Below are 25,299 nucleotides of genomic sequence, written 5' to 3' on the forward strand. Positions count from 1 at the left end.
ATTCAGACAGCCATCATAAGTATCAGAACTTTGAGCCCTCGAAGCCCTTACCAGCACTGCCAAGAATCTACTTTGGTTAGCAAAAATTCACTAGCGAAGCCCTATCCTATAAAAGATAGGCTCTAATTTTGATATTTTGCGAATAAAAAGCATTCAACGCCGCTGATATTTAAGAAGAGAATATTGGGGTAAGCCGGTACGTCTATAGAATAAAAATTGAGCTCGTTGAGGGCATGGTTCGGCAACGTTTTAATATTCAGCCTACCCGCTGACGCCGCTCTATCTTTTTATAGGCCGCTTGTAAGCTTATTTGAGTGGTAAATTCAGCTTCTATATTTTTAACTAACCACTGCCAATCTATGAGATTGCATTGTGATTTTTGTAGTATTGATAAAGAGCCAGACCCAGGCCTCTGTTTAACACCGTTCAGCTGAAGCCCGGATTGCTTCACAAGTTGAATATAGTCATGAAGATGAAATGGCAGAACAGCTCGTGTTGTTTTTCTTTGATAAATTATGAGGGAACTGAGCTGACGTGGTTGTTTGTTATTTTTTATTGCCCGTAACCGCTTTTTAATGCTGGTATGCGGCGATCTTTCTGGAGTTTTGGCAATGCCTGCTCGCATGGGATTCAAATCAACATAGACCATACAAGCTGCTAAAGCCGTTTCATCCATGAGTGCCTGTGATTTAAAACGCCCCTCCCAAAACCTGCCGGTGCATTTATCTTCTTTATTGGCCCGTCGAGAGATGGACTCGTTTAGTAATCGCATAAACCAGCTGATGTCATACAATCGATTACGATAAACCTCGGCAGCGCTTTCTACGGTCTTAATTTCAATCATAGTCAAAGCGCTTCTTTGTTCAGCGTTTAAATAGCGATGAGTAAGCACGGTGCCTTTGTGGAGGCGGTGCCAGCGATGTAAAACTTGTTCTGTAGACCAGTGAACAGCAGTATCTTTATCGACATGTAACACTACATGCGTGTGATTACTCATTACCGCATAGGCGCAGATATTGATAGAAAATATCGAGCCAAGGAATAATAAACGATCTTCTACCCACTGGCGGCGATGCTCATAACTTTGGCCGGTCAATTTATCTTTTCCACACAAGAATGCTCGGCGCACACAGCGTGAAACACAATGATAATAAGGCGTTTCAGACAAAGATATGAGACTTTTTCTGGGGCGAGGCATGAGCAGGTCGTTGTCGGTAATCAAAACGCTATGTTGCCCTGTCTTCAATCCTACCGCTACTGTACTGATAGGCAGATATTCGCAACACAACCAGCCGTCGCCTTAAGCTTCATAAATCTTTAAGCCGACTGCCCGACCTGGGCAGCCTGATAATACTGTCCTTACCATAGACTGTGGGTGTCTAAGAATAGAATGGGTGTCTGAGAATAAACTCTGATAGGCAGATATTCGCAACACAGCCAGCCGTCGCCTTCAGCTTCATAAATCTTTAAGCCGACTGCACAACCTGGGCAGCCTGATAATATTGTCCTTACCATAGACTGTGGGTGTCTAAGTATAGAATGGGTGTCTGAGGATAAATTATCGATAGAAGGTGGGTGTCATTTGGCAATTTTACCAAGTCTCTTTAAAAGAAACCGAATCGGCATCATGCTAACGAAGCCTTGTAACCCTATACCTTCACCCACTCCAGCAACAAATTGTTAGCTGGCATGGTATGAATATGGCGCAATGTCAGCCTGCTGACCCAACTTTTCAACGTGACAATATCCTGATACCCGCCATAACCCTGCGCAATAAGTCTATGGTGAAAGTCGTCGTTGCTTTGGCTGTTAAAACGCCCATTCTCGATAAAAGGCCCATATTGACAAAACACACCACTGGCAGGCAACATTTCGTCCACCTGAATCATCATTTGCCGCGCTTCATCAGGCTGCATTATATGAGTGGTATTCGCAGTAAATACGGCATCTGCCTCTATATCAGGTATCGCATTTTGGCCTATTTTGAGTTCACTGGGCGGATGCAAATTAAACAACCGCGCTTCATCTATCCAGGCTTGAATTCCTTCATGATATTGCACCTGATCGCTGGTGAACCACTGCAGGTGCTCAAGGTGTTTTGCAAAATATACGGCGTGCTGCCCCGTACCACTGCCTATCTCTAACACAGCGTTGCTGTTGGCAAAAGCTTGCTTTAATACTGATAATATTGGCCCACGATTATTTTCACAGGCCTGGCTATAGGGCTTAGTCATTCAAATTAGGTCCTAACCATTTAAGCGCGGTCTTTTCATCCCAATTTTTACGACCTGCGTAGTCGTGTAACTGGTCTTGCTGTATTTTAGCCACCGCAAAATAGCGTGCTTCAGGATGGGCAAAATACCACCCCGAGACCGCTGCTCCCGGCCACATCGCGTAACTTTCGGTTAAGCGCATGCTAGTATGCTTTTCTACCTCAAGCAGATCCCAGATAAGTTGTTTTTCACTATGTTCAGGGCAAGCCGCGTAACCGGGCGCAGGGCGAATCCCCTGGTATTTCTCACGAATAAGGTCATCGTTATCCAGCTGCTCCTGGTTCGCATAGCCCCAATATTGCTTTCGCACCGCTTCATGTAAATATTCGGCGAATGCTTCAGCTAAACGATCGGCCACAGCTTTTACCATAATTGCATTGTAATCATCCCCGCCGTCGACAAATTCCTGAGCTAGTTCATCTTCACCAATGCCTGCGGTCACCGCAAAAGCACCAATGTAATCGGCATGACCGCTATCTTTAGGGGCCACAAAGTCGGCTAAACAATAATTCGGATGATTAGGTTTGAACGTTTGCTGGCGCAGATGATGCGCGATACCGGCCAAATTTTGCCGGCTTTCATCGCTATAGATTTCAATATCATCTCCAATGCTGTTTGCGGCAAATAGACCAATGACCCCTTTTGCCTGCAAGCGCTTGTTGGCGATAAAGTCATCAAGCATCTGGTTTGCATCTTCGAACAATTCGCGAGCCTGCACACCGATAATGTCATCATTTAAAATACGTGGGTACTTCCCTGCTAGCGACCAGGTCAAAAAGAAAGGCGTCCAGTCAATGTAGTGACGCAGCGTAGCCAGATCGGCGGTGACAGGCGTAACCCCGGGGTTATTAGGCGAAACTGGTGGCCCTGAAAAATCAGGCTTCGCTTTGTTCGCCCGGGCTTCAGCCAGCGTAACAGGCTTACTTCTTGGTTTTTTTCGTGCATGTTGATCGCGCACTTTGTCGTACTCTTCGCTTAGCGCTTTAGCAAATTCGGGGCGAGCCGTGGGGCTTAGCAATTTCTGACAGACCCCTACAGCGCGGCTGGCGTTGGCAACATACGCTACCGGCCCATGGTAGTTTTGCTCAATCTTTACGGCTGTATGGGCCTTAGAAGTTGTTGCCCCACCGATTAGCAGTGGCATATCAAAGCCCTGTCGCTCCATCTCTTTAGCCACGTGCACCATTTCGTCCAATGATGGAGTAATTAAACCTGACAGACCAATCATATCGACATTACGTTCACGCGCCGTGGTCAAAATAGTTTCACACGGCACCATTACACCTAAATCAATCACCTCAAAGTTGTTGCATTGCAACACCACGCCCACTATATTTTTGCCAATATCGTGAACATCGCCTTTTACCGTGGCCATGAGAATTTTGCCGTTGCTGCTACCTACACCATCTTTTTCCGCTTCGATATAGGGATTCAAATGAGCGACTGCTTTTTTCATAACCCGGGCAGATTTAACTACCTGTGGCAAAAACATTTTTCCTTCACCAAACAGGTCGCCTACTACATTCATGCCATCCATCAACGGCCCTTCAATAACATGTAGTGGCCGCTCGGCAGCCAGCCGGGCTTCTTCGGTGTCATCAACGATATAATCAGTTATGCCTTTTACCAAAGCATACTCAAGCCGTTTATTGACAGGGGCTTCCCGCCAGCTTAAGTCTTCTTTTGCGGCCGCTTTGCCATCTCCCTGGTATTTAGGGGCCAACTCAAGTAGACGTTCGGTAGCATCATCCCGCCGGTTTAGAATGACATCTTCAACCGCTTCGCGAAGCTCTTGCGCAATAGCATCGTAAACTTCAAGCTGACCGGCATTAACAATAGCCATATTCAGTCCGGCGCGAATGGCATGATATAAAAAGACTGAATGCATGGCCTCTCGTACGGGATTGTTGCCACGAAACGAGAATGAAATATTTGATAACCCCCCCGACACCTGAACGTGAGGACAGGTTTGACGAATAACCCGGGTTGCTTCAATAAAGTCGACGGCATAATTATTATGCTCTTCAATACCGGTTGCTACTGCAAATATATTAGGGTCAAAAATAATATCTTCAGGGGCGAATCCAATTTCTTCAGTGAGCAACTTGTAGCTACGCTGACATATTTCAATTTTACGTTGCTGGGTATCGGCCTGCCCGGTTTCATCAAAAGCCATTACCACGGTAGCAGCCCCGTAACGCTGAACCAAACGAGCCTGTTGCAAAAACTGGGCTTCACCTTCTTTCAGGCTAATAGAGTTCACAATGGCTTTGCCCTGAACACATTTGAGGCCGGTTTCTATCACTTCCCATTTTGAAGAGTCGAGCATAATTGGCACCCGACTAATATCAGGTTCTGAAGCAATCAGGTTTAAAAAAGTTTGCATGGCTTCTACCGAGTCCAACATGGCTTCATCCATATTGATATCGATAATTTGAGCGCCATTTTCAACCTGCTGACGGGCCACATCCAGTGCGGCTTCGTACTCGCCGTCCAATATTAATCGTTTAAAACGGGCAGAACCGGTAACATTGGTACGTTCACCGATATTAATAAAAGTTGCTATATCTGTTGTCACGTAACCACCTTAATGGACAAAGGGCTCTAAACCCGACAGCCGCAATTTTGTTTCAAGTTTGGGGATAGTTCGAGGCGTTGCATCCGCGACCGCGTCAGCGAGCGCTTTAATATGCTCCGGTGTGCTCCCACAGCAGCCCCCGACAATATTTACTAAACCGCTTTGGGCCCACTCGCCAATATGAGATGCCATCTCTGCAGCATCCATATCGTACTCACCAAATTCGTTGGGTAGGCCCGCGTTAGGGTGGGCCGACACCATGCACTGAGCAACGGCAGCTATCTCAACCACATATTGACGCAACAAGTCGGGGCCTAGCGCACAATTAAGACCAAACGAAAAAGGTTTTATGTGACGCAATGAATAATAGAAGGCTTCGGCGGTTTGTCCTGATAACGTTCGTCCTGAAGCATCGGTTATCGTTCCCGACACCATCACTGGTAGCTCATAGCCTATCGAATCAAAGACCTGCGAAACCGCGAAGACCGCCGCCTTGGCGTTCAGGGTATCAAACACAGTTTCAATCATAATAATGTCTGACCCACCATCAATTAATGCCTGGCACGACTCAACATAGGCTTCTACCAGAAGATCAAACGTTACATTTCGTTTCCCCGGGTCATTCACATCAGGCGATATCGATGCTGTACGATTTGTAGGCCCCAGGACGCCCGCTACAAAGCGCGGTTTTTCGGGTGTTTTACGAGTGAATTCATCGGCTGCCCGGCGGGCTAATCTGGCAGCCTGCAAATTGATTTCACGCGACTGAACCTGCATGTCGTAATCAGCCATAGCAATCGTGGTCGCATTAAATGTATTTGTTTCAACGATATCAGCACCGGCCGCCAGGTACGCACAGTGAATATCATAAATCAGTTCGGGCTGAGTTACCGACAGCAGGTCATTGTTACCTTTGACATCACAATGCCAATCACTGAACGGTTCGCCCCGATAATCAGCTTCGCTTAAGTTATGTTGCTGAATCATGGTGCCCATGGCACCGTCTAATACCAAAATTCGCTGTGCAGCGGCGATATTAAGTGCCTTTGTCTGTTCTGTTTTCATTTGTCACCTCTTACACCAGCATGGCCGGCTAATAAATTCAGATCATAAGGCGTATTCTGATAAACACAGTAATTCAGCCAATTGGTAAATAGCAAGCTACCATGTGAGCGCCAACGTACTAAAGGCTCTCGTTCAGGATTATCGTTCGGATAGTAGTTTTGGGGGACAATTGCAGGCTGACCACTTTGCTGGTCGCGCTGAAATTCTTCATGTAAGGTTTCTGGATCATATTCAGGGTGCCCGGTGACAAAGACTTTGCGATTATCACTGGTGGCGGCCAGATAGGCCCCGGCCTGGTCAGAGCGCGCTAACACGCTTAAGTCTTTAACCCCCGAATAAGCGTCGCAGCTGATATGCCCAAACCGAGAATGTGGCGCATAAAAATACGGATCAAAACCGCGTAATAAATCATGATGTGGATTTAAAACTTTATGCTCAAATACCCCTGAGAGCTTTTCTTCACGCAAGTTTCGCTCAACATTGAAAAAGTGGAACATCGCAGCATGAGCTGCCCAACACAGATATAACGTAGACTGCACATGTCGCTCAGACCAATTGAGAATTTCAGCCATGGTATCCCAATACTTGACCTGTCGATAATCCAGGTGCGCCAACGGCGCGCCGGTGACAATCAGCCCATCGTAACGCTTAGAAGCTACGCTGGAAAAATCATGATAAAACGAGTCCATATGCGATTGCGGAGTATGTTTAGGTGCAAGATTATCAATACGAATCAAATCTACATTAATCTGCAACGGCGTATTTGATAGCAACCGGAGTAGCTGCACCTCGGTCTCAATTTTGTTTGGCATAAGGTTGAGTATGCCAACTTCAAGCGGACGAATATCTTGATTAGCCGCGCGCAGGCTGTCCATTGTGAAGATATTCTCTCCTAACAGCACATCCTGGGCAGGAAGTTGCTCGGGAATTCTAATGGGCATAATGACTCCATGACAAACGGTAATAGTGACATTCTGGCTTAAGGAAATAGAATAATCAACATCTTTACGTCTAGACGTCTAAATGTTGAGAGGAAAACTAAGATGGGTGTCTATGAGCGCGGTTCTATGCGCTCGAACGGCTAAACGAATAGATGCTCCTGCTTAATTGGCTTAGATAACTGATGGCTTTAACGGAGAGCAACGGTGGGTAACCAAAATGAGCGTTAACGGAGAGCAACGGTGGGTGTCCAAAATGAGCGTTAATGGAGAGCAACGGTGGGTGTCCAAAATGAGCACATTAACGGAGAGCAACGGTGGGTATCCAAAATGAGCGTTAACGGAGAGCAACGGTGGGTGTCCAAAATGAGCACAGTCTCAAGATCACTCAAATTGAAAGTGAAGGTGGGTGTCCATGCTTAGGAGAAAAAGTGGGTGTCCATGCAAAAAAATTTTAAGACAACGTCTATGGCGTGTAACTCTTAAAGTGGTTAACTCTGTCCTTAAGCATCTTTATGAATTTTCACCATCATTTCAGCTTCTGTTTGCGGTATATCGCAGGTTTGTATCAACTCTTCTACCGACGCTCCTTGTTTCACTAATTCGGCAGCTCGTTGATACAAACGCATTGAAGGGTCTTGCAACTTAACCTCTTTAACTTGCGCTTCAAGGGCCGTAAAGCTGTCTTGTAGTTGCTGTAAATGGCGACTTTGTACTAATGAACGGTTTTGTTTTTCGTCTAATTGATGCTGAAAGTGGCGCAACTGTTCTTCAGTCACTTTGACCCGGTGTTCATGTTCGGATTGCAGCAGGGCCATACTTCGCTTTATCGAAAAAACGTAAAAGCCTATGGCAATTAGCAATACCATAGCGATAGCGCTCAATGCCAGAGCTACAATTGCTAATTGGGTTGTCGCCATAATTCTTCCCTCAAACACCTGTTGTATTAAAGATTTCTAAGTGAGAACCCGTCGCTAAGTACGAAAAAACAGGCATTTAGCCTGCTTTATACACGTATACTATTGCCACTACAATGTTGACAAATCATCCCACTCATCGTCTGATAACAACTTATTCAGATCGACTAAAATAAGTAACTCACCTTCACGATTGCTGACGCCCTGGATAAATTTAGCACTTTCTTCTGTTCCCACGTTTGGCGCGCTGTCTATATCTGAAGATTTCAGATATACCACCTCTGCGACACTGTCGACCAGTATGCCGACCACCTGCTCGTCTGATTCGATAATAACAATACGGGTGTTATCGGTAGTATCACTCGGTGGCAGCCCAAATCGAGAGCGAGTATCAATAACGGTCACTACATTGCCCCGCAGATTAATAATGCCCAGAACATAGTCAGGTGCTCCGGGAACAGGCGCAATTTCTGTATAGCGCAGTACTTCTTGTACTTGCATGACATTAATACCATAGGTTTCATCGCCCAGGCGATAAGTCACCCACTGTAAAACCTGGTCATTGCTATCTTGAGTGTTATTTGTTGTTCTATCTTCGTTCATGAACCTGCTCCGGTTGCCGGGTACTAACCTTGACTTCCCAGCCCTTGGTTTAGCATTAAAATTAACTGTTGTACGTTAATTAACGCACACATTCTATCTTTTACCATCCCCGCTAGCCAGGGACGCTTACCAGTAACTTCGCGCCACTTTACCTCGCTTTTCGATAACGTAACGGTATTTACCAACTTTTCACAGGCCAGACCCCAGGCGCTATCACTTAACATAATAAGGTACTGATAGTTTAGCTGCTCTGCCAATGATTGAGTGTATTTTTCGGGCATGACCCACATCGCAGAATCAATCACACTGAGTTTCTCATCCCGATGCAACATTACCCCTTTAAACCAAGCCGGCTTACCAATAAGCGGACTGATTTTATCAAGCTGATGAATACCCCCTAATGTAATTAGCGGTACGGCCAGGGTTAACCCCCCTACTTCAAAAAAAAGCGCCTGAAACTGCTCAGGTAATTGCTCCTGTAAGCTGTGAGTTGTGACTACAGGTTCAGGTGCAGACTTGTCTTCAGAAGGGGTTAATTCTGCTTGTTCTCCAGACTTAAAAGCGTGCTCATCACCCTCACCTATAGCAAGTTTCGCCTGCACTGTGTGAGCCACGTCTATTTGTGAATCTTGCAGCTGTTGTGTCGCTACCTCTAATAGTCGCGCGGTAGCGGCGACGGCTTCTGCAGGATCTTCAGGTTCACTAAGCAAACCTTCCAGATACGTTTCTACCACCTTCTCATTTGCAAACGGCGTACCTTTACTCATGAGCCTTCACCTGCTTCTAAGTTTTTCAGCAGCAATTGGTATGCTCCTACACCGCGTGTTTTAGGATAAAGTACAGAGGCGGGTAAATGATAAAGACTGGCATCTCTAAAGCGTGTATCGACCGGAATCATGCCCTGCCATACGGTGTCACTATAATCGGTCATTAACCTGGCTTGCGCCTGGATAGCGGCGCGGGTACGCCGGTCAAACATGGTGGGTACAATAATGGTATCAAAAGCTTTGTTTAGCGACCGACTCATCATCGTTAAGGTATACATCATTCGGTCAAGCCCTTTAAGCGCCAGAAACTCTGTTTGTACCGGAACAATAACTTTATGACATGCTGCTAACGCATTAACCATCAAAACACCCAAAACCGGCGGACAATCCAACAAGACATAGTCAAACTCATCGGCAATGCAATTAAGCGCCTTTTTAAGAATTAAGCCCATTCCAGGTTCACTACCCATTTGCCGATCTAACGTCGCCAATGCCATAGTGGCCGGCAATACAAACAAGCCATCCACTTTTGAGGGCGATAAACAATCTAATACTTTATCGGCTGTTATCGGCTCTTTTTCAGTAAAAATATTATAAACCGACAAAGATTGCCCTTCCGCCTCAATGCCAAAGTAATAACTTAACGAAGCATGAGGGTCGGTATCAATAAGTAGCACCCGAAAGCCAGCCTGAGCCAGTAAGCCGCCTAACGTGACCGTAGTGGTAGTTTTACCTACACCACCTTTTTGGTTAGCGATGGTCCAGATTTTCATTCTAGTATCCGTACCTGACCATATCGCTATGTCGCCATTTCAGTAATAATGCAGTTGGCGATATGGTCAATACCAATGCTTTTTTGCGCAATGCGCTCTTTGGCAATCGCCTGGGGCATACCATACACCACCGACGAAGCCTGATCCTGAGCCCAGATACTGGCCCCTTTTTTACTCAGGGCCCGGCAACCTTCACGACCATCGGCGCCCATGCCAGTCAAAATGAGACCTAAAACCTGTCCGCCAAATAGATCCGCCAAACTGGTAAAGGTAATATCCACACTGGGACGGTAGCTTGCAGGATTTTTATCGTCGTCAATTATCCGTAATACCTGTTGTGCGCCTCGGCGCTCAGCCACCATTTGCTTACCACCCGGGGCCAGATAAGCCCAACCCGCTTTTAGTTCATCGCCATCAGTTGCTTCTTTCACCCTTATTTTACACTGGCTGTCTAAGCGTTGTGCAAAGGCATGGGTGAACGTGCTCGGCATATGCTGAACCAGAATAATGGGACACGGAAATTCTTCGGGTAAGGGTGCCAGTACTTTGTGTAACGCTACAGGCCCACCCGTAGACGCCCCAATGGCTAAACAATGATATGATTTTCCTGAGCGGCTAACCGTAGAAACGGTTGGCAGTATTGTTTGCTCCGGCCGCCCGGTCAACAGTGATGAGCTTCGGATTAAAGTGTTGCGTGGGGCGTTAACCGGCATATCGAGAGCACTGCGTGCTTTAGAGTTCACCGAGAGCCGGCTCAGACTGCCATTTCGGCGGGCTAACAACCGCACCTTGGTGCGCAGTATTCCCGAAACCTGCCGGCGATCCTGAGCGATGTCTTCAAACCGTTTGGGTAAAAAGTCTAACGCGCCAGCTTCAAGCGCATCTAATGTGGCCTGAGCGCCCTGATGCGTAAGTGATGAAAACATCAAAATAGGCACCGGTCGTTTAGTCATTATTGCCCGCACCGCTGAAATACCATCCATCACCGGCATTTCAACATCCATAGTTACCACGTCGGGCGCGCAGCTTATCAACATATCCAATGCTTCCTGACCATTGCAGGCTTCGCCTACGACTTCCAGTTCGCGATCTTCATTAAGAATGTCGCGTACCCGGCGACGGTAAAAGGCAGAATCGTCGACAATCAGTACTTTAAAGACCATCTTTTAATTGTTCCCTGAACACCGTGTCTTTAAGATTTACGCGCATAACGTTTAAGTAAGCCAGGTATATCCAGTATCAGCGCAATGCCCCCATCAGAGGTAATGGTGGCACCGGCCATGCCCGGTGTTCCTTGTAATAATGCATCAAGGGGTTTAATTACCACTTCTTCCTGCCCAATTAAGGCATCCACCACAAAGCCCACTTGCTGGGTACCTATTTGCACTACAACTACATGACCCTTCTCGCGATTAATTGTAGCAGTCCGGGTTAACCAGTCTCCTAAGAAAAATAGCGGAATGGCTTTAGAGCGCACAATCAACGTTAACTGACCATCAACCGTATTCGTTTTACTCACATCCATATTAATGATTTCGCTGACCGCGCCCAACGGTAACGCAAAAGTTTGCTTACCAACCACAATCATCAGGGTGGGTAAAATGGCCAGAGTCAGGGGTACTTTGATTTCCAACCGGGTTCCCTTACCCAGTTGCGAGTCAATATTGATGGTCCCGTTCAGCTGATTAATCTTGGTTTTAACGACATCCATACCGACACCGCGGCCAGAAATATCGCTTATTTCTGTTTTGGTTGAAAAACCCGGAGCAAAAATCAGATTAAATGCGTCAACATCCGACATTCGGGCGGCTGCATCAGCATCTAAAACCCCACGACTTATCGCGATGTCTTTAAGCTTATCGGGATCCATGCCTTTACCATCATCGGCGATGGTCAATAAAATATGGTCACCTTCCTGAGACGCAGACAACTTGACGGTACCCATACTGGCTTTACCCGAAGCCTGGCGTTCATCAGGCATCTCAATACCATGATCGACAGAGTTTCTGACCAAATGCACTAATGGATCGGCCAGAGCTTCTACCAGATTTTTATCCAGATCAGTCTCTTCACCTTCAAGTTCAAGGGTAATTTCTTTTTTAAGGCTGCGGGCAAGGTCACGTACAACCCGAGGAAACCGACCAAACACTTTCTTGATAGGCTGCATGCGGGTTTTCATTACCGCGCCCTGCAAATCCCCGGTTACTACGTCTAAATTAGCAATTGCTTTAGACATAGACTCATCATTAGTATTGATACCCAGACTCAATAGCCTGTTTCGCACCAGCACTAATTCGCCTACCATGTTCATAATCTGGTCAAGTCGTTTTGTATCTACCCGAACCGTGGTTTCGGTTTGTTGTCCCGAGCTGGCTGGTTTTTTATCTTCTTTTTTAGCAGGTGTTACTGCAGTTTTCGCTTCTTGTGGTTCAGGCTTTGCCGGCACCGATTTGGCGACTTGCTGTTGCTTTGCCTGCGCAATAGCTGCTGTCGCATCAATATCTACTTTGACCCGGGGTTTTTCCGAAGGTGCTGACTGAGTATCTTCCTCTGACTTAATGGTAGGCCCCTGGCCTTTACCGTGAAGCTGATCCAGTAAGGCTTCAAATTCATCATCGCTGATTTCGTCACTTGACTGAGACTCCGAAGATGCTGAAGGAACCGTCTTGGGCTCGGCAGGTTTTGCAGACTCAGCGGCAGAAAACTGGCCTTTGCCGTGAAGATCGTCCAACAATGCCTCAAATTCATCGTCGGTGATGTCTTCACCCGAAGGCGCCGCGGTCGCATTTACAGATTTGTTCTCGGTGTTTGCTACAGCGTTTTCGGGCGAAGCCGGTCGCCCGGGCGCGGCGCTACCATGTAATTCATCAAGTAGTTTTTCAAATTCGTCTTCGGTAATTTCTTCTATGCTGTTGTCTGCTGCACTGGTGCTATGCATAGCCGCCACTTCTGGCGCAACAGGCGCAGGTTCTACTACATCCTGTGCTGCATCATCCATATTGATACCGCCGGCAGGGTGCTGACCCGCTGAAGTATTATCAGAAAAAATATTTTCATCTGGGGACTCGGGATGACTTAGCTTATGAAGAATGTCTACCAAACCCGCATCTGCAGGCTCTAAGGGTTCTCGCTGTTTCACCTTTTCGAACATCGCTACCACTACATCGGTGGCCTGCAAAATAACATCCATCAGTTCAGGTGTCAGAGTTCGCTGGCCGTTTCGCATGGTATCGAAAACATTTTCGGCGCCGTGGCAAATTTCTACCAGTTCGGTCAGTGCCAAAAACCCGGCACCACCTTTTACAGTATGGTAGCCACGAAAAATAGCATTCAGTAAGTCGCTGTTTTCTGGATTATTTTCTAAATCAACCAGCTGCTCTTGTAATTGTTCAAGAATCTCGCCCGCTTCGACCAAAAAGTCCTGTAAAATATCTTCGTCTAATTCAAACGACATGCGCCGGCTCCTTTAAAAACCTAAGCTGGACAAAAGATCGTCCACATCATCCTGGCCTTTCACCACGTCGTCGCGTTCCTCGGCATTTACAATGGGCCCTTCCGCTTCGACACTACTTATTTCTTGTTTTTTTTCTGTAGCCACTGGCTGCTCAGACTCTGTCTCGCCAAAAACGGTGAGCATATGGACCAGGCTGTCTTCTACTTCTTTAACCAGTTCAATAACGCGGCGAATAACCTGCCCGGTTAAATCCTGATAACCCTGTGCCATTAATACTTCGGTTAACAGGCCATTCAACTTCGCTGAATCGGTAGCCGTGTGGGTCAGCAATTTATCTAAATCAGCACACAATATTCTAAACTCAGCCACATCAATCTGACGTGTCATCAGTTTTTTCCACTCTGGCATTATGGTTGAGATACGTTCTGACAACCCTTCGGCAATAGGCATACTGGCTTCCACAGCATCCATAGTGGTATTTGCTGCTTTTTCCGTTTCTTCAATAACGTAAGTCAGACGCGTTTGCGCATCGGGAATATCGTCGTTTGCCAGCCCTACAATGCGCTCGTCTAACTGAAAACTGTTCAGCGCGTCGTGTAATTGGCGGGTTAACTTGCCTACCTCAGCAAAAAGCTCAATCGACTCTTTTGTAGAGATAGCGTCGAGCAGCTCGCGAGCAGCAGTATTGTCACCTTCTTCAAGATGGACCACAAGTTGGCGGGCTTCTTCAAGCGAAATAGGTACATTCACATTCGTTGTCATCCAGTATTCCTTTTAAATACCGTAAGATCGTCTGGATTAACCTAAACGTTCAAAGATTTTATCTAGTTTTTCTTTTAGTGTGGCAGCGGTAAACGGCTTTACAACATAGCCATTTACACCCGCTTGAGCCGCGGCAATAATTTGTTCTTTTTTGGCTTCCGCAGTCACCATCAATACCGGTAAATGCTTAAGACTATCATCGGCACGTATGTTTTTAAGCAGGTCGATGCCTTGCATACCAGGCATATTCCAGTCGGTAACGACAAAGTCGAAATCGCCTTGCTGAAGCATGGGTAATGCTGTGCTGCCATCATCTGCTTCCTGGATGTTAGAAAACCCTAAATCCTTTAACAGGTTCTTTATGATTCGTCTCATAGTAGAAAAATCGTCTACCACAAGAATTTTCATACTTTTATCCAAAATGGCCTCCACCGGGGATCAATAAATTTGTTATTTTGATTGTTGTTTTAACTATCGGCACGCCAGGTCTGCATTTTAGCTTTTAATTTCAACATGGCCTGACTATGAATCTGACTTACCCGTGACTCGCTGACATCCAGCACGTCGCCAATCTCACGTAAATTAAGCTCTTCGTCATAATAAAGTGAAAGTACAATGGCTTCGCGTTCGGGTAAGGTGGTTATGGCATGTGCCAGCGCTTTTTGAAAAGCACCTTGCATCAGATCTTCTAACGGCGAGTCATTGCCCTGATGATTTTCTGGGGTAATGACATCCTCAGAAACGCCTAAATCTTCAATGCCAACCAGTTTACCGGCATTAACTTCATTTAGCATCTGATGATAGCTATCCAGACTAACGTCTAATTTAGCGGCTATCTGCACATCTCTGGCGTCTCGTCCGGTTTCTTTTTCGACTTGCGAGATTGCCTCGGTAATAGCGCGACTGTTTTTGTGTACCGAACGTGGTGTCCAGTCGCCTTTTCGTATCTCATCAAGCATGGCCCCGCGAATACGAATACCCGCAAATGTTTCAAAACTGGCACCTTTGGTGCCATCGAAATTCTTTGCCGCCTCTAACAGGCCTATCATGCCAGACTGGATAAGATCGTCCACCAGCACACTGGCAGGTAATCGAGCCATAAGATGATGCGCGATACGCTTCACCAGTGAAGCGTGACGTTCTACCAGCTGCGTTTTGCTTGTTTGCTGCTGATAGGCAGCGGCTTTGCTATTCAACGTTGCGTACCCGTTGCTTTGGGTGAAACCAGTTGTTCGATGAAAAACTCTAAATGCCCGCCCGGTTGGTTCGGAATCGGCCAATTCATGGCTTTGGTTGCCAGCTGTGAAATGGCAACGGCAGCCGGTGAGCCAGGATAGGCATCGACAATAGAGGTTTGCTTACGTACGGCCCGGCGAATATTTTCATCAAAAGGAACCGTGGCAACCAGTTCTAATGCCACATCTAAAAAACGACCGGTTACTTTAGATAGTTTGTTAAACAGTTCGTGCCCTTCGCGGGTATCGCGCACCATGTTGGCCACCACTTTAAAGCGGAACACCCCATGTTGACGATTGAGTATCTTAATAAGTGCGTAAGCATCGGTGAGTGAGGTCGGTTCATCGCACACCACCACCATAATATCCTGAGCAGCTTTTGAAAAGCTCAGCACCATATCTGAAATGCCTGCGGCCGTATCAACAATTAACACATCAACTTGTGAGCGTAGTTCGCTGAATGCCCGAATAAGCCCTGCATGTTCTATTGCACTAAGCTCGGTCATTGATTGCGTTCCGGATGTCGCCGGCGCAATTTTGATTCCGTGGGGCCCGGTAACCAGCACTTCATCTAATGTACATTCGCCAGAAAGCACATGAGAAAGGTTGCGTTCAACCCGCAATCCCAGCATTACATCGACATTCGCCAGGCCAAGGTCGCCGTCTAATACCATGACGCGCTTCCCCTGCTTGGCCATCGATATAGCCGTGTTAAGCGTAATGTTGGTTTTACCCACACCACCTTTACCGCCAGTAACGGCGATAACTTTAATTAATTGTGACTGATTCATCTTTCGTAAGCTACTCGCTTGATCTTCAATCATACTGCCTGTGCTGAGTTAACAAGGTGATTAGGGTTAGTATGATTCAAACCGTACTTTTTATAAAGCTTTGCCGCAACCGATACTAAAGATTTCGCGTCTGCTACTTTAATATCTTCTGGCACCTGCTGACCGTCGGTAACATAGCTAACCGGCAAACTATGTTCTATCGCTACACTTAACACTTCGCCCAAACTGTAACACTCGTCAAGTTTGGTAAAAATGCACCCATCTAGTTTAACCGCATCATAGGCATTGATGATACGCTGTAACGCCGGATATTGGGTATTAGCCTGAGTAACCAGGTACTTTTTGACAGGTTGCATCTGACCGTGATCAAACTGACTTAATTGCTTTATTAAACGACTGTCGCGTTGACTAAACCCGGCCGTATCAATTAGCACCATACGTTTGTGGCGTAACTGAAACAACAGCTCTGCCAATTCTTCACTGGACTGGGCTTTGCGTACGGTGCAGCCAATAATTTTGCCGTAGGTCGCTAATTGCTCATAGGCAGCAATACGATAAGTATCAATCGTAATCATGGCGACCTGGTCGGCACCATATTTTTGGGCATACCGGGCGGCCAGCTTTGCCACAGTGGTGGTTTTTCCGGTGCCTGTTGGGCCTACCAACGCAACCGCGCCGGTCTGAGAAAGAATATCATTACCTGCAACATTCATACGATTAGCCAAAAGGTTTAATAAATAGACCCAGGCTTCGCGTTCATCGTAATGGTTAGGCGTATAGTGTACCAGCTGTTCGGCCAAAGACTGGCTTAACCCCATGCCCGATAAGCATTTCATTAAATAACTATGCACCGGATTTTGCTGACGTTGTTTGGTTTCCATTAAACCGGCTACCTGAAACTGCAGAACATTACGCAGCGATGCCAGTTCTTCTTTAATTGAGTCTAAATCGCTGGGGCCGGCTGAAGGCGCGGTTTGTCCGGTAAACTGGGTAGGAGAGTCGTTAAACGTAGGCTCATCAATATCAAAATTGAAGTCGCCTTTTGGTTCACTAATATGACGGGATTGCGCTGCCTGGGCAGGGGCTTGATTAACGGCAGGCCGCGATGCCGCCGGTTCATTAAACGCCGGCGCCTGATAAGCAGGCTCTTGCGAAGAAGTCGCTGCTGCCCGTACTTCTTGCTGCTTTTGCAACAAAGCACGCAAACTGTCGGGGCCATCATCGCCAATAATTTCGCTTAAACTTGGCGTCGCACTTTTTGAGCCCGACTGTTTTGCAGCCTGTGACATGGCTGGTTTGGGACGCGGAGCTAATTTAGCTTCAGGCTCTTTGTCAAAAGCTGCTACCAGCTCAATACCGTCGGCAACCTTGCGATTGGACATAATCACTGCATCACTGCCAAGTTCGGCTTTTACTGCATTGAGCGCTTCGCGCATGTCTTTACCAAAAAAACGTCTGATTTTCATCGCAACCTCTTTACACCCGGTGTCAGATTATTGACCCACTGAGCTGACTATTCTTATCTGTTTATCGTCTGGTACTTCCTGATAAGACAGCACATGAAGACCAGCCACAGAATACTTGAAGAAGCGGGAAAGTACGGGGCGCAGCATACCGGATGTTAATAATACGGCCGGTTCGCCGGAAAGCTCCTGTTGCTGACTCGCCTGTTGCAATGTTTTTTGCATCCGGTCTGCCAGTCCAGGTTCGATGCCTGCGCCATCTTCCCCACCTGCTTGTAATGACTGGTGCAACATCTGTTCCAACTCTGGCGCCAGAGTTATGACGGGGATCTCACGGCCACCCTGACATATCTCTTGTGAGATAAGACGTTTCAGCGAAATTCGCACGGCAGAGACCAACACATCCGGGTCCTGGCTCTTAGTGCCATACTCGCTGAGGGTTTGCACAATAGTGCGCATATCGCGAATTGGCACCCCTTCAAATAGCAGGGTTTGCAGCACTTTTACCACGGTGCTTAGGGGCAGAATATCGGGCACTAAGCCTTCTACCAGCTTCGGACTGCTTTTTGCCAGCATATCCAGCAATTGTTGGGTTTCTTCATGTCCTAACAGCTGATACGCGTTATTGGTTAATAGTTGTGATAGATGAGTGGCCACCACCGTCGCTGCATCAACCACGGTATAGCCTAAGGTTTGTGCGTGTTCACGTTGAGAAGGCTTGATCCATACAGCATCAAGTCCAAATGCCGGGTCCTGCGTTGCTCGGCCCTGTAGTTCGCCAAAAACCTGACCTGGATTAATCGCCAGCTCTTCATCATGGCTTATTTGCGCATCGCCAATATTTACGCCTAACATGGCAATAGTGTAAGCATTAGGATCTAAATCCAGGTTATCGCGAATGTGTACCGGCGGAATTAAAAATCCCAGCTCCTGCGACAGTTTTTTACGAACGCCTTTAATTCGGGTTAATAGCTCCCCCCCCTGAGATTTATCAACCAGAGGAATTAACCGGTATCCTACTTCAAGACCAATCGTATCGACGTGTTGTACATCATCCCATCCCAGCTCTTTAGCTTCAGGTATGCCACTATCGCCTTCTACTGGCAGACTGGCAGCGGCGGGTTGTTCTGCTTCTTTCTTAATTTGCAGGCTTTGCCAATATGCATACCCCCCCGCTATAGCCGAAAAACCCAAAAAGGCAATATGCGGCATACCCGGAATAATTCCCATAATAAACAGGACTGCCGAAGCAATATACAAGGCTTTTGGGTCGCCAAGCTGATTACGAATCTCGCGACCCATTTCTTGTGTTTCGTTTTCACGGGTCACAATAATGGCAGTGGCCACTGACAACAACAGTGAGGGAATTTGTGCTACCAACCCATCACCGATGGTGAGCAACGTATAAACTTCGACCGCTCGCCCAAAATTCAGGTCGTGTTGAATCATGCCAATAAACAAGCCACCGACAATATTAATCAACATAATAAACAGGCCAGCCACGGCATCACCTTTTACAAATTTTGACGCACCGTCCATAGAGCCGTAAAAGTCGGCTTCGGCCGTAACTTCTTCGCGGCGTACGCGCGCCTGATCCTGGTCGATATATCCAGCATTAAGGTCGGCATCAATCGCCATTTGCTTACCGGGCATGGCATCTAGCGTAAAGCGAGCGCTTACTTCTGAAATGCGGCCAGCCCCCGCGGTGACTACCTTAAAGTTGATGATAAGTAAGATAGCAAACACCACTACCCCTACGGCGTAGTTACCACCGATAACTACTTCACCAAAGGCTTCGATAACCTTACCGGCCGCATCGCCACCTTCATGGCCATACAACAGGACCACCCGGGTAGAGGCCACGTTCAGCGCCAGTCGTAACACCGTAGCAATAAGCAAGACTAACGGGAAAATACCAAAATCGACGGGACGGTCGGTAAACACCGCCACCAAAATAATAACCAGTGACAATGCAATATTGAAACTAAACAGAATGTCTAAAAGAAACGGGGGCATGGGTAAAATAACCATGCCCATGATGGCCAGCAACACGATTGGGACACCCAGCCCGCCAGCAAACTGTTGCAACTGATTTTTATCAAACCGGCGCAGAAAACCTGTTAACTCCATCGCGTATTATCTCACTATCAGAAAATTGACACTTACTGTCAGTCTAATCCGGATAGTACAACTACCATGCCACAATGCTTTGGTGATGAAATTATTCTAGCGACGAAGCTCAGGAGGTATAGGAAGGTCTTTTTTAACCGGTTTCGGTTTCGCCGCTTTACCGGCTTTATACGCACGTAACTGAAATACGTACGCTAAAATTTGCGCTACTGCCATAAACAATTTGTGTGGAATTTCATCATTAACTTCAGTCGAATAATAAATTGCCCGGGTGAGCATAGGAGAGGCTACCAACGGCACATCGTGAGCGCTGCCAATTTTACGAATATGCATGGCCAGTTCATCAATCCCTTTAGCCACGACCACAGGCGCCCGATTGCCATCTTCTTCGTATTTGAGCGCCACTGAATAGTGGGTCGGGTTGGTTACAATAACATCGGCCTCGGGCACATCCTGCATCATTCTGTTGGCCGCCGCCTGATATTGTAAGCGCCGTATACGGCCTTTTACCATCGGATCGCCTTCGGCATTTTTGTTTTCGTCCTTAATTTCCTGCTTGCTCATTTTCATTTCTTTGTTGTGCTTGTATATCTGATACGGCACATCAAGCGCAGCAATAGGAATCATCCCCAAAGTTAGCAATAAAAATGCCCATTCCAGCATGTTCATTGCGTGAAAAATATTAAGGGGATACATCTCCATGTCCAGATGCAGCGCTTCATTTTTGTAATACATTAAAGCGCCTATGGCTAACCCGCCAATAACAGCAAACTTCGCAAACGCTTTAATAAGCTCAACCAGCGCGTTCATCCCAAACATGCGTTTAAAACCGTTGATGGGATTAATTTTGTTGGCTTTTGGCGCGGCTGATTCCCACGAAAAATTAAATCCCCCTAAGGCAATCGAACCATAAATGCCGGCGAACATAGCCACCACCATATAAATAAATACCGGCCAGGCCACTTCCATCAGTGCTTCGCCCCCCACTATAAACATATGGGAGGGATCGTAGGTTTCATCGCGCGACAGGGTGAACATGCGCATGGTCATACCGTAAATCGCGCTGGCAATCATGCCGCCAAACAACAAAAACGCCAGACCGCTGACAATCAATACCAGCGCCGTGGACAGCTCCCGGGAACGCGCTATCTGGCCTTTTTTTCGGGCTTCATCGAGCTTTTTACTCGTGGGGTCTTCTGTTTTTTCCTGCGCATCATTAGCCATAATAGCGCCTCCTTACCCGGGGCAAATTGCCAGCAGTTGACACATAAACTGCTCTGCCCTGGCCCACTGGGCCGAAAAGTGAGAAGAAAAGTTTTCCAGCGTCACCCACATAACCACCAACCCGGTAATTTGCGCGATAGAAAAACCGATACTGAAGATATTCAGCTGAGGCGCGGCTTTGGTCATAACCCCAAAGGCCAGGTTCACAATAAGCAATGAAACGATAGGCGCCAATGATAAGGTGACCGCCGAAACAAACATCCACGACCCCCAATGTGCCACTTCCCGAAACTGCGCGGGAGTAAACCAGCTTTCAGCAATAGGAAACGCATCAAAACTTAGCACTATCATCTGGATCATCGACAAATGCCCGTCCATGCCCCAGAACAACAGAGTCGCTAAAATAAGATAAAACTGCCCCACTGCGGGAACATTAATGCCGTTCACCGGGTCGACAATTGAAGCAAACCCCAGTCCGGTTTGCATTGCAATAATCTGCCCCGCGATAACAAATGTATTGAGCACCATCATCGAAATAAATCCAATAACAATACCAATCAGCAATTGCCGCATAACTTCTAAAAAAGCAGCGAGGGTGACCAGGTTATCAATGGGAACCGGTTTGACCACCGGCACAATAACCAACGTCATAAATACGGCAAGTAAAGCCCGAACCGGGGCCGGAATTGATTTTGCGCTAAGCCCTATCATGGCAGCAAACATACCGCTGATGCGCATAAATGGCAGCATCATATCGGCTAAAAATTGCGTGATAGTGGCCAGCTCAAACTGCATGATTAGCCTATGACCTGGGGTATACGCTCAACCATATGAAAGGTGAAATCCATCAATTGTGAAACCAGCCAGTTACCGCCCCAGCTTAATGCCAGCAGGGTCACAATTAAACGTGGCAAAAAGCTCATGGTTTGCTCGTTGATAGACGTTGCCGCCTGAAACACAGCCACAATCAAGCCCACTATCATGCTGGGCACAATAACCGCAGATACCAGCAAAATAACCAGAAACAGCGACTCTCTTAATATTTCAACAAAGACTTCAGGGGACATAACGTACTCCTAAACGCCCATACCAAAACTGGTGGCCAGGGTACCAAAAATAAGATTCCAACCGTCTACCAGCACAAACAGCATTAATTTAAACGGCAATGAGACAATCATGGGTGACAACATCATCATACCCATGGCCATTAAAATAGAAGCCACCACTAAATCAATAATCAAAAATGGAATAAACAGCATAAAGCCAATTTGAAACGCGGTTTTAAGTTCGCTGGTCACAAAAGAAGGAATTAAAATAGTCAGCGGAACTTGCGAAGGTTCGTCGTATTTGTCTTCATCACCGGCAATACGAACAAACGTATCTAAGTCTTTAACCCGGGTTTGCGATAACATAAATGCGCGCATGGGCTCTTTGGCCTGTTCAAAGGCTTCCATACTGGTCATCTGTTCATCCAGGTACGGCTGTAACGCACGTTCGTTCACCTGTTCAAATACCGGCGCCATAATAAACATCGATAAAAATAAACTTACCCCAATCAGGATCTGATTAGAAGGCGATTGCTGCAATCCTATAGCTTGTCGTAATATTGATAACACCACAATAATACGGGTGAACGACGTCATCATCATGATAAAAGCCGGAATCAGGCTGAGCGCGGTCATGATAAACAACGCCTGTAGCGTCATTGAATAATCCTGGGTTCCGTCCGGATTCGTTGACACAGTGACCGCAGAAATCCCCTGTTGGGCAAATACTGGCATACTGAACATACCGGCAACAAGCATCAGCAGTAGCAGTCGTCCTTTAGTTATCATCCGAGGGGTCCTTTTTTATCGCCGGGTTTATTTTACCTGCCATGGCCTGCACCAATTTATCTTTAAACTGACCACCAGCGCCAAAGTTATTTTCTTTTACCGCCAGGTGCTCTTCAAGTTTACTCAGGTGTGAAATGGTATGGCTGGTTACACCGATAAGATGTTGCTCATTGCCCACCTGAATAACCATTACCCGCTCTTTGGCTCCAGCTACCATACTGGCCACCACTTTCATCTGTCCTTGTCCGACATGGGTGACATTAAATCGACGCATGACATAAGCTAGGGCAAAAATAACCGCCACCACCAACAACAGCGACAGGAATATAGACAACACCGAGCCGGGATTAGTTATAGACTGCGTAGACTGGGCGTACGCCGGGAAGCAAAATAACAGGGGCAGCAATATGCAACCCCATGATACAAAAGCGAATTTATCTAAGCTTTTTAATTCTCTCGATTTGACTGATAACATCGGTGAGTCGAATACCAAATTTGTCGTTAACCACTACTACCTCACCATGCGCAATTAGCGTTCCATTGACAAGTACGTCTAATGGTTCGCCGGCTACACGATCAAGCTCCACCACTGAACCCTGGTTCAGTTGTAACAGATTTCTAATGCTGATTTGGCTGCGCCCTACTTCCATTGAAATAGTCACAGGTATATCTAAAATGGTATCCAGCTTGCGTTTTTCGTCAGCGCTGATAGGCGCATCGTCAGTAAATTCGTCCAGCTCTGCGGCTTGTACGTTATCCTGCGATTGTTCGCCGTCTTCTGACTCTGATTCGGCTTGTTCAGCCATGGCCGCAGCCCAATCATCCAATCCGTCTTGTTCACTCATAAGAATGCCTCATGTCATCCAAAAAGTCTGTATTACAGATCTTCTTCAAGAATTTGCAGTTCAGCGTCATTGTCGATAACGCGGCCACCGCGGGTTAATAACTGTAGCTCCGACTTCACTGAAGTGGGCCGTGCAATTTTATCGGTTATTTTCAGCGCCAGGTTGTCACGCGAACGCCCTAACTTAGCTCTGAAGGTAGGCAGTTCTTCAATTAACACCGTAATATGCTCGGGCATTTCTACCGGTATTATATCGCCTGCTTTAAATTCCATAATGTCCTGAAGACTCACATCTACATCCAGCATGTGCGTAGATAAATTTACTTTTACATCCATAATTTCATCGCGCAGCGCTTTGCTCCAGCGTAAATCGGTGTCTTCTTTGTCGCTTTGCACGCCCGCATCTAATAGTTCGCGAATAGGCTCCAGCATCGAATACGGTAGCGACACATGAAAATCGCCGCCGCCACCATCCAGTTCAATATGAAAAGAGCTGATCACTACCACTTCGGTGGGGCTTACTATGTTGGCCATGGCCGGGTTTACTTCAGAATCAAGATACTCAAACGAGACATCCATCACCGGCGCCCAGGCTTCTTTGTAATCTTCAAAAATAATCTTGAGCAGCATTTGAATAATACGGCGCTCGGTGGGGGTAAATTCGCGACCTTCAATTTTGGCATGATAACGGCCATCACCGCCAAAAAAGTTATCCACCAAAATAAACACCAGACGGGCTTCCATGGTAATCAGGCCAGTACCCTTTAGTGGTCTGAAACGCACCATATTCAAACTGGTGGGCACGAATAAAGTATGAATATATTCGCCGAACTTAATCATTTGAATGCCATTAATTGACACTTCAGCTGAGCGGCGCATCATATTGAATAAGCTCACCCGTAAATGTCGCGCAAAGCGTTCATTCACAATTTCCAGCGTCGGCATACGCCCACGAACAATTCGATCCTGCGAGGAAAAATCATATTCGAGCGCAGAAGTGTCAGTCGGTTCGCTGCTGACTTCCTCTTCTTCTACATCATCAACGCCGTGTAACAGGGCATCAATTTCATCTTGAGATAATAAATCGCTCACAGTGTCATCCTGTTTATTGCATTACAAAGCCAGTGAACAGAACCCGATCGACAACTTGCTCGCCGGTCATTTCCTGCATCACTTTTTGTACTTCACTGGCCGCCTGCTCACGCAAGGCAACTTTACCTGCCTCGGTAACCAGTTCGTCGGCAGTACTGGCGCTAAAGACCTGGAGTAAGGTTCCTTCAATTAAGGGAATGTGCATTTTCGCGGTTTCTTCGTTATCGCTGCCACGCACCATTAATTGTGCTTTAATTTGCACCAGGCGATCACGCCCGGCGCCAGGCACATTAAAAACAAAAGGCCTGGGCATAGCCACGTACAGCGCCGTACCTACACTGGCCGATGAGGGCGCTGGTGAGGCTGCCTGCTCAGGCGAGCCGCCTGTTGCGGTTTGCTCGGGTGCTAGCGGTTCGTCTGGGCCTGAAAATAAAAAGAACCAGGCGGCGGCGCCCCCGGCAATCAGCACCACCGCGATAATAATTATCAGGGGGAGCTTGCTCTTTTTCTGGGGCTCTTCTATTTGTAACTCTTCATCAGCCAAGGTTTTTTCTC

Annotated in this window: 25 protein-coding genes; all 25 read right to left on the reverse strand. The window is 46.9% G+C overall.

Going from position 1 to position 25,299, the window contains the following annotated elements; all coding sequences use genetic code 11:
• Nucleotides 1-256: 256 nt before the first annotated feature.
• On the reverse strand, nt 257-1,198 hold the full coding sequence (locus tag JK130_RS05395; protein ID WP_218353269.1) for a transposase: 942 nt from the start codon (nt 1,196-1,198) through the stop codon (nt 257-259).
• A gap of 451 nt (nt 1,199-1,649) precedes the next feature.
• A complete protein-coding gene (locus JK130_RS05400) occupies nt 1,650-2,234 on the reverse strand; it encodes a DUF938 domain-containing protein (protein ID WP_218353194.1) in 585 nt (194 codons plus the stop codon).
• Nucleotides 2,227-4,851, reverse strand: coding sequence for a methionine synthase (gene metH, locus JK130_RS05405; RefSeq protein WP_218353195.1), 2,625 nt, complete (start codon nt 4,849-4,851; stop codon nt 2,227-2,229). The genes JK130_RS05400 and metH overlap by 8 nt, the downstream gene beginning before the upstream one ends.
• 9 nt (nt 4,852-4,860) lie before the next feature.
• Complete coding sequence (locus JK130_RS05410; RefSeq protein ID WP_218353196.1) at nt 4,861-5,916, reverse strand: homocysteine S-methyltransferase family protein; 1,056 nt, start codon at nt 5,914-5,916, stop codon at nt 4,861-4,863.
• Nucleotides 5,913-6,857, reverse strand: coding sequence for a homoserine O-acetyltransferase MetA (gene metA / locus JK130_RS05415; protein ID WP_218353197.1), 945 nt, complete (start codon nt 6,855-6,857; stop codon nt 5,913-5,915). The genes JK130_RS05410 and metA overlap by 4 nt, the downstream gene beginning before the upstream one ends.
• A gap of 500 nt (nt 6,858-7,357) precedes the next feature.
• A complete protein-coding gene (locus tag JK130_RS05420) occupies nt 7,358-7,774 on the reverse strand; it encodes a DUF2802 domain-containing protein (RefSeq protein WP_218353198.1) in 417 nt (138 codons plus the stop codon).
• A 108-nt stretch (nt 7,775-7,882) separates the two neighbouring features.
• Complete coding sequence (locus JK130_RS05425; RefSeq protein WP_218353199.1) at nt 7,883-8,374, reverse strand: chemotaxis protein CheW; 492 nt, start codon at nt 8,372-8,374, stop codon at nt 7,883-7,885.
• Nucleotides 8,375-8,397: 23 nt separating this feature from the next.
• Nucleotides 8,398-9,141 carry a chemotaxis protein CheW gene (locus JK130_RS05430; protein WP_218353200.1) on the reverse strand — a complete coding sequence of 248 codons (744 nt, stop codon included), beginning with the start codon at nt 9,139-9,141 and terminating at the stop codon, nt 8,398-8,400.
• Nucleotides 9,138-9,914 carry a ParA family protein gene (locus JK130_RS05435; protein ID WP_218353201.1) on the reverse strand — a complete coding sequence of 259 codons (777 nt, stop codon included), beginning with the start codon at nt 9,912-9,914 and terminating at the stop codon, nt 9,138-9,140. Before JK130_RS05435 ends, JK130_RS05430 begins: the two co-directional genes overlap by 4 nt.
• Before the next feature lie 26 nt (nt 9,915-9,940).
• Nucleotides 9,941-11,077: a protein-glutamate methylesterase/protein-glutamine glutaminase gene (locus tag JK130_RS05440; protein ID WP_218353202.1), complete on the reverse strand. Its 1,137-nt coding sequence runs from the start codon at nt 11,075-11,077 to the stop codon at nt 9,941-9,943.
• A 29-nt stretch (nt 11,078-11,106) separates the two neighbouring features.
• Nucleotides 11,107-13,368, reverse strand: a complete 2,262-nt coding sequence (locus JK130_RS05445; RefSeq protein WP_218353203.1) for a chemotaxis protein CheA — start codon at nt 13,366-13,368, stop codon at nt 11,107-11,109.
• Between the two features lie 12 nt (nt 13,369-13,380).
• On the reverse strand, nt 13,381-14,130 hold the full coding sequence (locus JK130_RS05450) for a protein phosphatase CheZ (RefSeq protein WP_218353204.1): 750 nt from the start codon (nt 14,128-14,130) through the stop codon (nt 13,381-13,383).
• Nucleotides 14,131-14,166: 36 nt separating this feature from the next.
• Entirely contained in the window at nt 14,167-14,550 is a 384-nt protein-coding gene (gene cheY, locus JK130_RS05455; RefSeq protein ID WP_218353205.1) for a chemotaxis response regulator CheY, read from the reverse strand.
• Nucleotides 14,551-14,597: 47 nt separating this feature from the next.
• Nucleotides 14,598-15,326 carry an RNA polymerase sigma factor FliA gene (locus tag JK130_RS05460; protein WP_218353206.1) on the reverse strand — a complete coding sequence of 243 codons (729 nt, stop codon included), beginning with the start codon at nt 15,324-15,326 and terminating at the stop codon, nt 14,598-14,600.
• Nucleotides 15,323-16,189, reverse strand: coding sequence for a MinD/ParA family ATP-binding protein (locus tag JK130_RS05465; protein ID WP_218353208.1), 867 nt, complete (start codon nt 16,187-16,189; stop codon nt 15,323-15,325). Before JK130_RS05465 ends, JK130_RS05460 begins: the two co-directional genes overlap by 4 nt.
• Nucleotides 16,186-17,622, reverse strand: a complete 1,437-nt coding sequence (flhF, locus tag JK130_RS05470) for a flagellar biosynthesis GTPase FlhF (RefSeq protein ID WP_218353209.1) — start codon at nt 17,620-17,622, stop codon at nt 16,186-16,188. The genes JK130_RS05465 and flhF overlap by 4 nt, the downstream gene beginning before the upstream one ends.
• 27 nt (nt 17,623-17,649) lie before the next feature.
• A complete protein-coding gene (gene flhA, locus JK130_RS05475) occupies nt 17,650-19,749 on the reverse strand; it encodes a flagellar biosynthesis protein FlhA (protein WP_218353210.1) in 2,100 nt (699 codons plus the stop codon).
• 96 nt (nt 19,750-19,845) lie between these two features.
• Entirely contained in the window at nt 19,846-20,973 is a 1,128-nt protein-coding gene (gene flhB / locus JK130_RS05480) for a flagellar biosynthesis protein FlhB (protein ID WP_218353211.1), read from the reverse strand.
• A gap of 12 nt (nt 20,974-20,985) precedes the next feature.
• Nucleotides 20,986-21,768, reverse strand: a complete 783-nt coding sequence (gene fliR / locus JK130_RS05485) for a flagellar biosynthetic protein FliR (RefSeq protein ID WP_218353212.1) — start codon at nt 21,766-21,768, stop codon at nt 20,986-20,988.
• Nucleotides 21,769-21,770: 2 nt separating this feature from the next.
• Nucleotides 21,771-22,040, reverse strand: coding sequence for a flagellar biosynthesis protein FliQ (gene fliQ, locus JK130_RS05490; RefSeq protein ID WP_218353213.1), 270 nt, complete (start codon nt 22,038-22,040; stop codon nt 21,771-21,773).
• A 9-nt stretch (nt 22,041-22,049) separates the two neighbouring features.
• Nucleotides 22,050-22,778 (reverse strand): flagellar type III secretion system pore protein FliP, encoded by a 729-nt coding sequence (gene fliP, locus JK130_RS05495; RefSeq protein ID WP_218353270.1) that lies wholly within the window; start codon nt 22,776-22,778, stop codon nt 22,050-22,052.
• 19 nt (nt 22,779-22,797) lie between these two features.
• Nucleotides 22,798-23,214: a flagellar biosynthetic protein FliO gene (gene fliO / locus JK130_RS05500; RefSeq protein WP_218353214.1), complete on the reverse strand. Its 417-nt coding sequence runs from the start codon at nt 23,212-23,214 to the stop codon at nt 22,798-22,800.
• 28 nt (nt 23,215-23,242) lie between these two features.
• On the reverse strand, nt 23,243-23,653 hold the full coding sequence (fliN, locus tag JK130_RS05505; RefSeq protein WP_218353215.1) for a flagellar motor switch protein FliN: 411 nt from the start codon (nt 23,651-23,653) through the stop codon (nt 23,243-23,245).
• A 32-nt stretch (nt 23,654-23,685) separates the two neighbouring features.
• Nucleotides 23,686-24,744, reverse strand: a complete 1,059-nt coding sequence (gene fliM, locus JK130_RS05510) for a flagellar motor switch protein FliM (RefSeq protein WP_218353216.1) — start codon at nt 24,742-24,744, stop codon at nt 23,686-23,688.
• A gap of 13 nt (nt 24,745-24,757) precedes the next feature.
• Nucleotides 24,758-25,288, reverse strand: a complete 531-nt coding sequence (gene fliL, locus JK130_RS05515) for a flagellar basal body-associated protein FliL (RefSeq protein ID WP_218353217.1) — start codon at nt 25,286-25,288, stop codon at nt 24,758-24,760.
• Nucleotides 25,289-25,299: the final 11 nt, after the last annotated feature.

It is taken from the genome of Alteromonas lipotrueiana, from assembly GCF_019249245.1.
In the GTDB taxonomy this organism is placed as follows: domain Bacteria; phylum Pseudomonadota; class Gammaproteobacteria; order Enterobacterales; family Alteromonadaceae; genus Alteromonas; species Alteromonas lipotrueiana.

Bases quoted from the DNA above. Each gene is read 5' to 3' on its own strand.
- JK130_RS05435 (WP_218353201.1), bottom strand. From the start codon at position 9,914: ATGAAAATCTGGACCATCGCTAACCAAAAAGGTGGTGTAGGTAAAACT.
- flhF (WP_218353209.1), bottom strand. From the start codon at position 17,622: ATGAAAATCAGACGTTTTTTTGGTAAAGACATGCGCGAAGCGCTCAAT.
- JK130_RS05450 (WP_218353204.1), bottom strand. From the start codon at position 14,130: ATGACAACGAATGTGAATGTACCTATTTCGCTTGAAGAAGCCCGCCAA.
- JK130_RS05440 (WP_218353202.1), bottom strand. From the start codon at position 11,077: ATGGTCTTTAAAGTACTGATTGTCGACGATTCTGCCTTTTACCGTCGC.
- JK130_RS05400 (WP_218353194.1), bottom strand. From the start codon at position 2,234: ATGACTAAGCCCTATAGCCAGGCCTGTGAAAATAATCGTGGGCCAATA.
- fliQ (WP_218353213.1), bottom strand. From the start codon at position 22,040: ATGTCCCCTGAAGTCTTTGTTGAAATATTAAGAGAGTCGCTGTTTCTG.
- JK130_RS05430 (WP_218353200.1), bottom strand. From the start codon at position 9,141: ATGAGTAAAGGTACGCCGTTTGCAAATGAGAAGGTGGTAGAAACGTAT.
- metA (WP_218353197.1), bottom strand. From the start codon at position 6,857: ATGCCCATTAGAATTCCCGAGCAACTTCCTGCCCAGGATGTGCTGTTA.
- JK130_RS05395 (WP_218353269.1), bottom strand. From the start codon at position 1,198: ATGCCTCGCCCCAGAAAAAGTCTCATATCTTTGTCTGAAACGCCTTAT.
- fliP (WP_218353270.1), bottom strand. From the start codon at position 22,778: ATGCTTGTTGCCGGTATGTTCAGTATGCCAGTATTTGCCCAACAGGGG.
- fliN (WP_218353215.1), bottom strand. From the start codon at position 23,653: ATGAGTGAACAAGACGGATTGGATGATTGGGCTGCGGCCATGGCTGAA.
- flhB (WP_218353211.1), bottom strand. From the start codon at position 20,973: ATGGCTAATGATGCGCAGGAAAAAACAGAAGACCCCACGAGTAAAAAG.
- JK130_RS05445 (WP_218353203.1), bottom strand. From the start codon at position 13,368: ATGTCGTTTGAATTAGACGAAGATATTTTACAGGACTTTTTGGTCGAA.
- JK130_RS05465 (WP_218353208.1), bottom strand. From the start codon at position 16,189: ATGATTGAAGATCAAGCGAGTAGCTTACGAAAGATGAATCAGTCACAA.
- flhA (WP_218353210.1), bottom strand. From the start codon at position 19,749: ATGGAGTTAACAGGTTTTCTGCGCCGGTTTGATAAAAATCAGTTGCAA.
- JK130_RS05420 (WP_218353198.1), bottom strand. From the start codon at position 7,774: ATGGCGACAACCCAATTAGCAATTGTAGCTCTGGCATTGAGCGCTATC.
- JK130_RS05425 (WP_218353199.1), bottom strand. From the start codon at position 8,374: ATGAACGAAGATAGAACAACAAATAACACTCAAGATAGCAATGACCAG.
- fliR (WP_218353212.1), bottom strand. From the start codon at position 21,768: ATGCAGTTTGAGCTGGCCACTATCACGCAATTTTTAGCCGATATGATG.
- JK130_RS05410 (WP_218353196.1), bottom strand. From the start codon at position 5,916: ATGAAAACAGAACAGACAAAGGCACTTAATATCGCCGCTGCACAGCGA.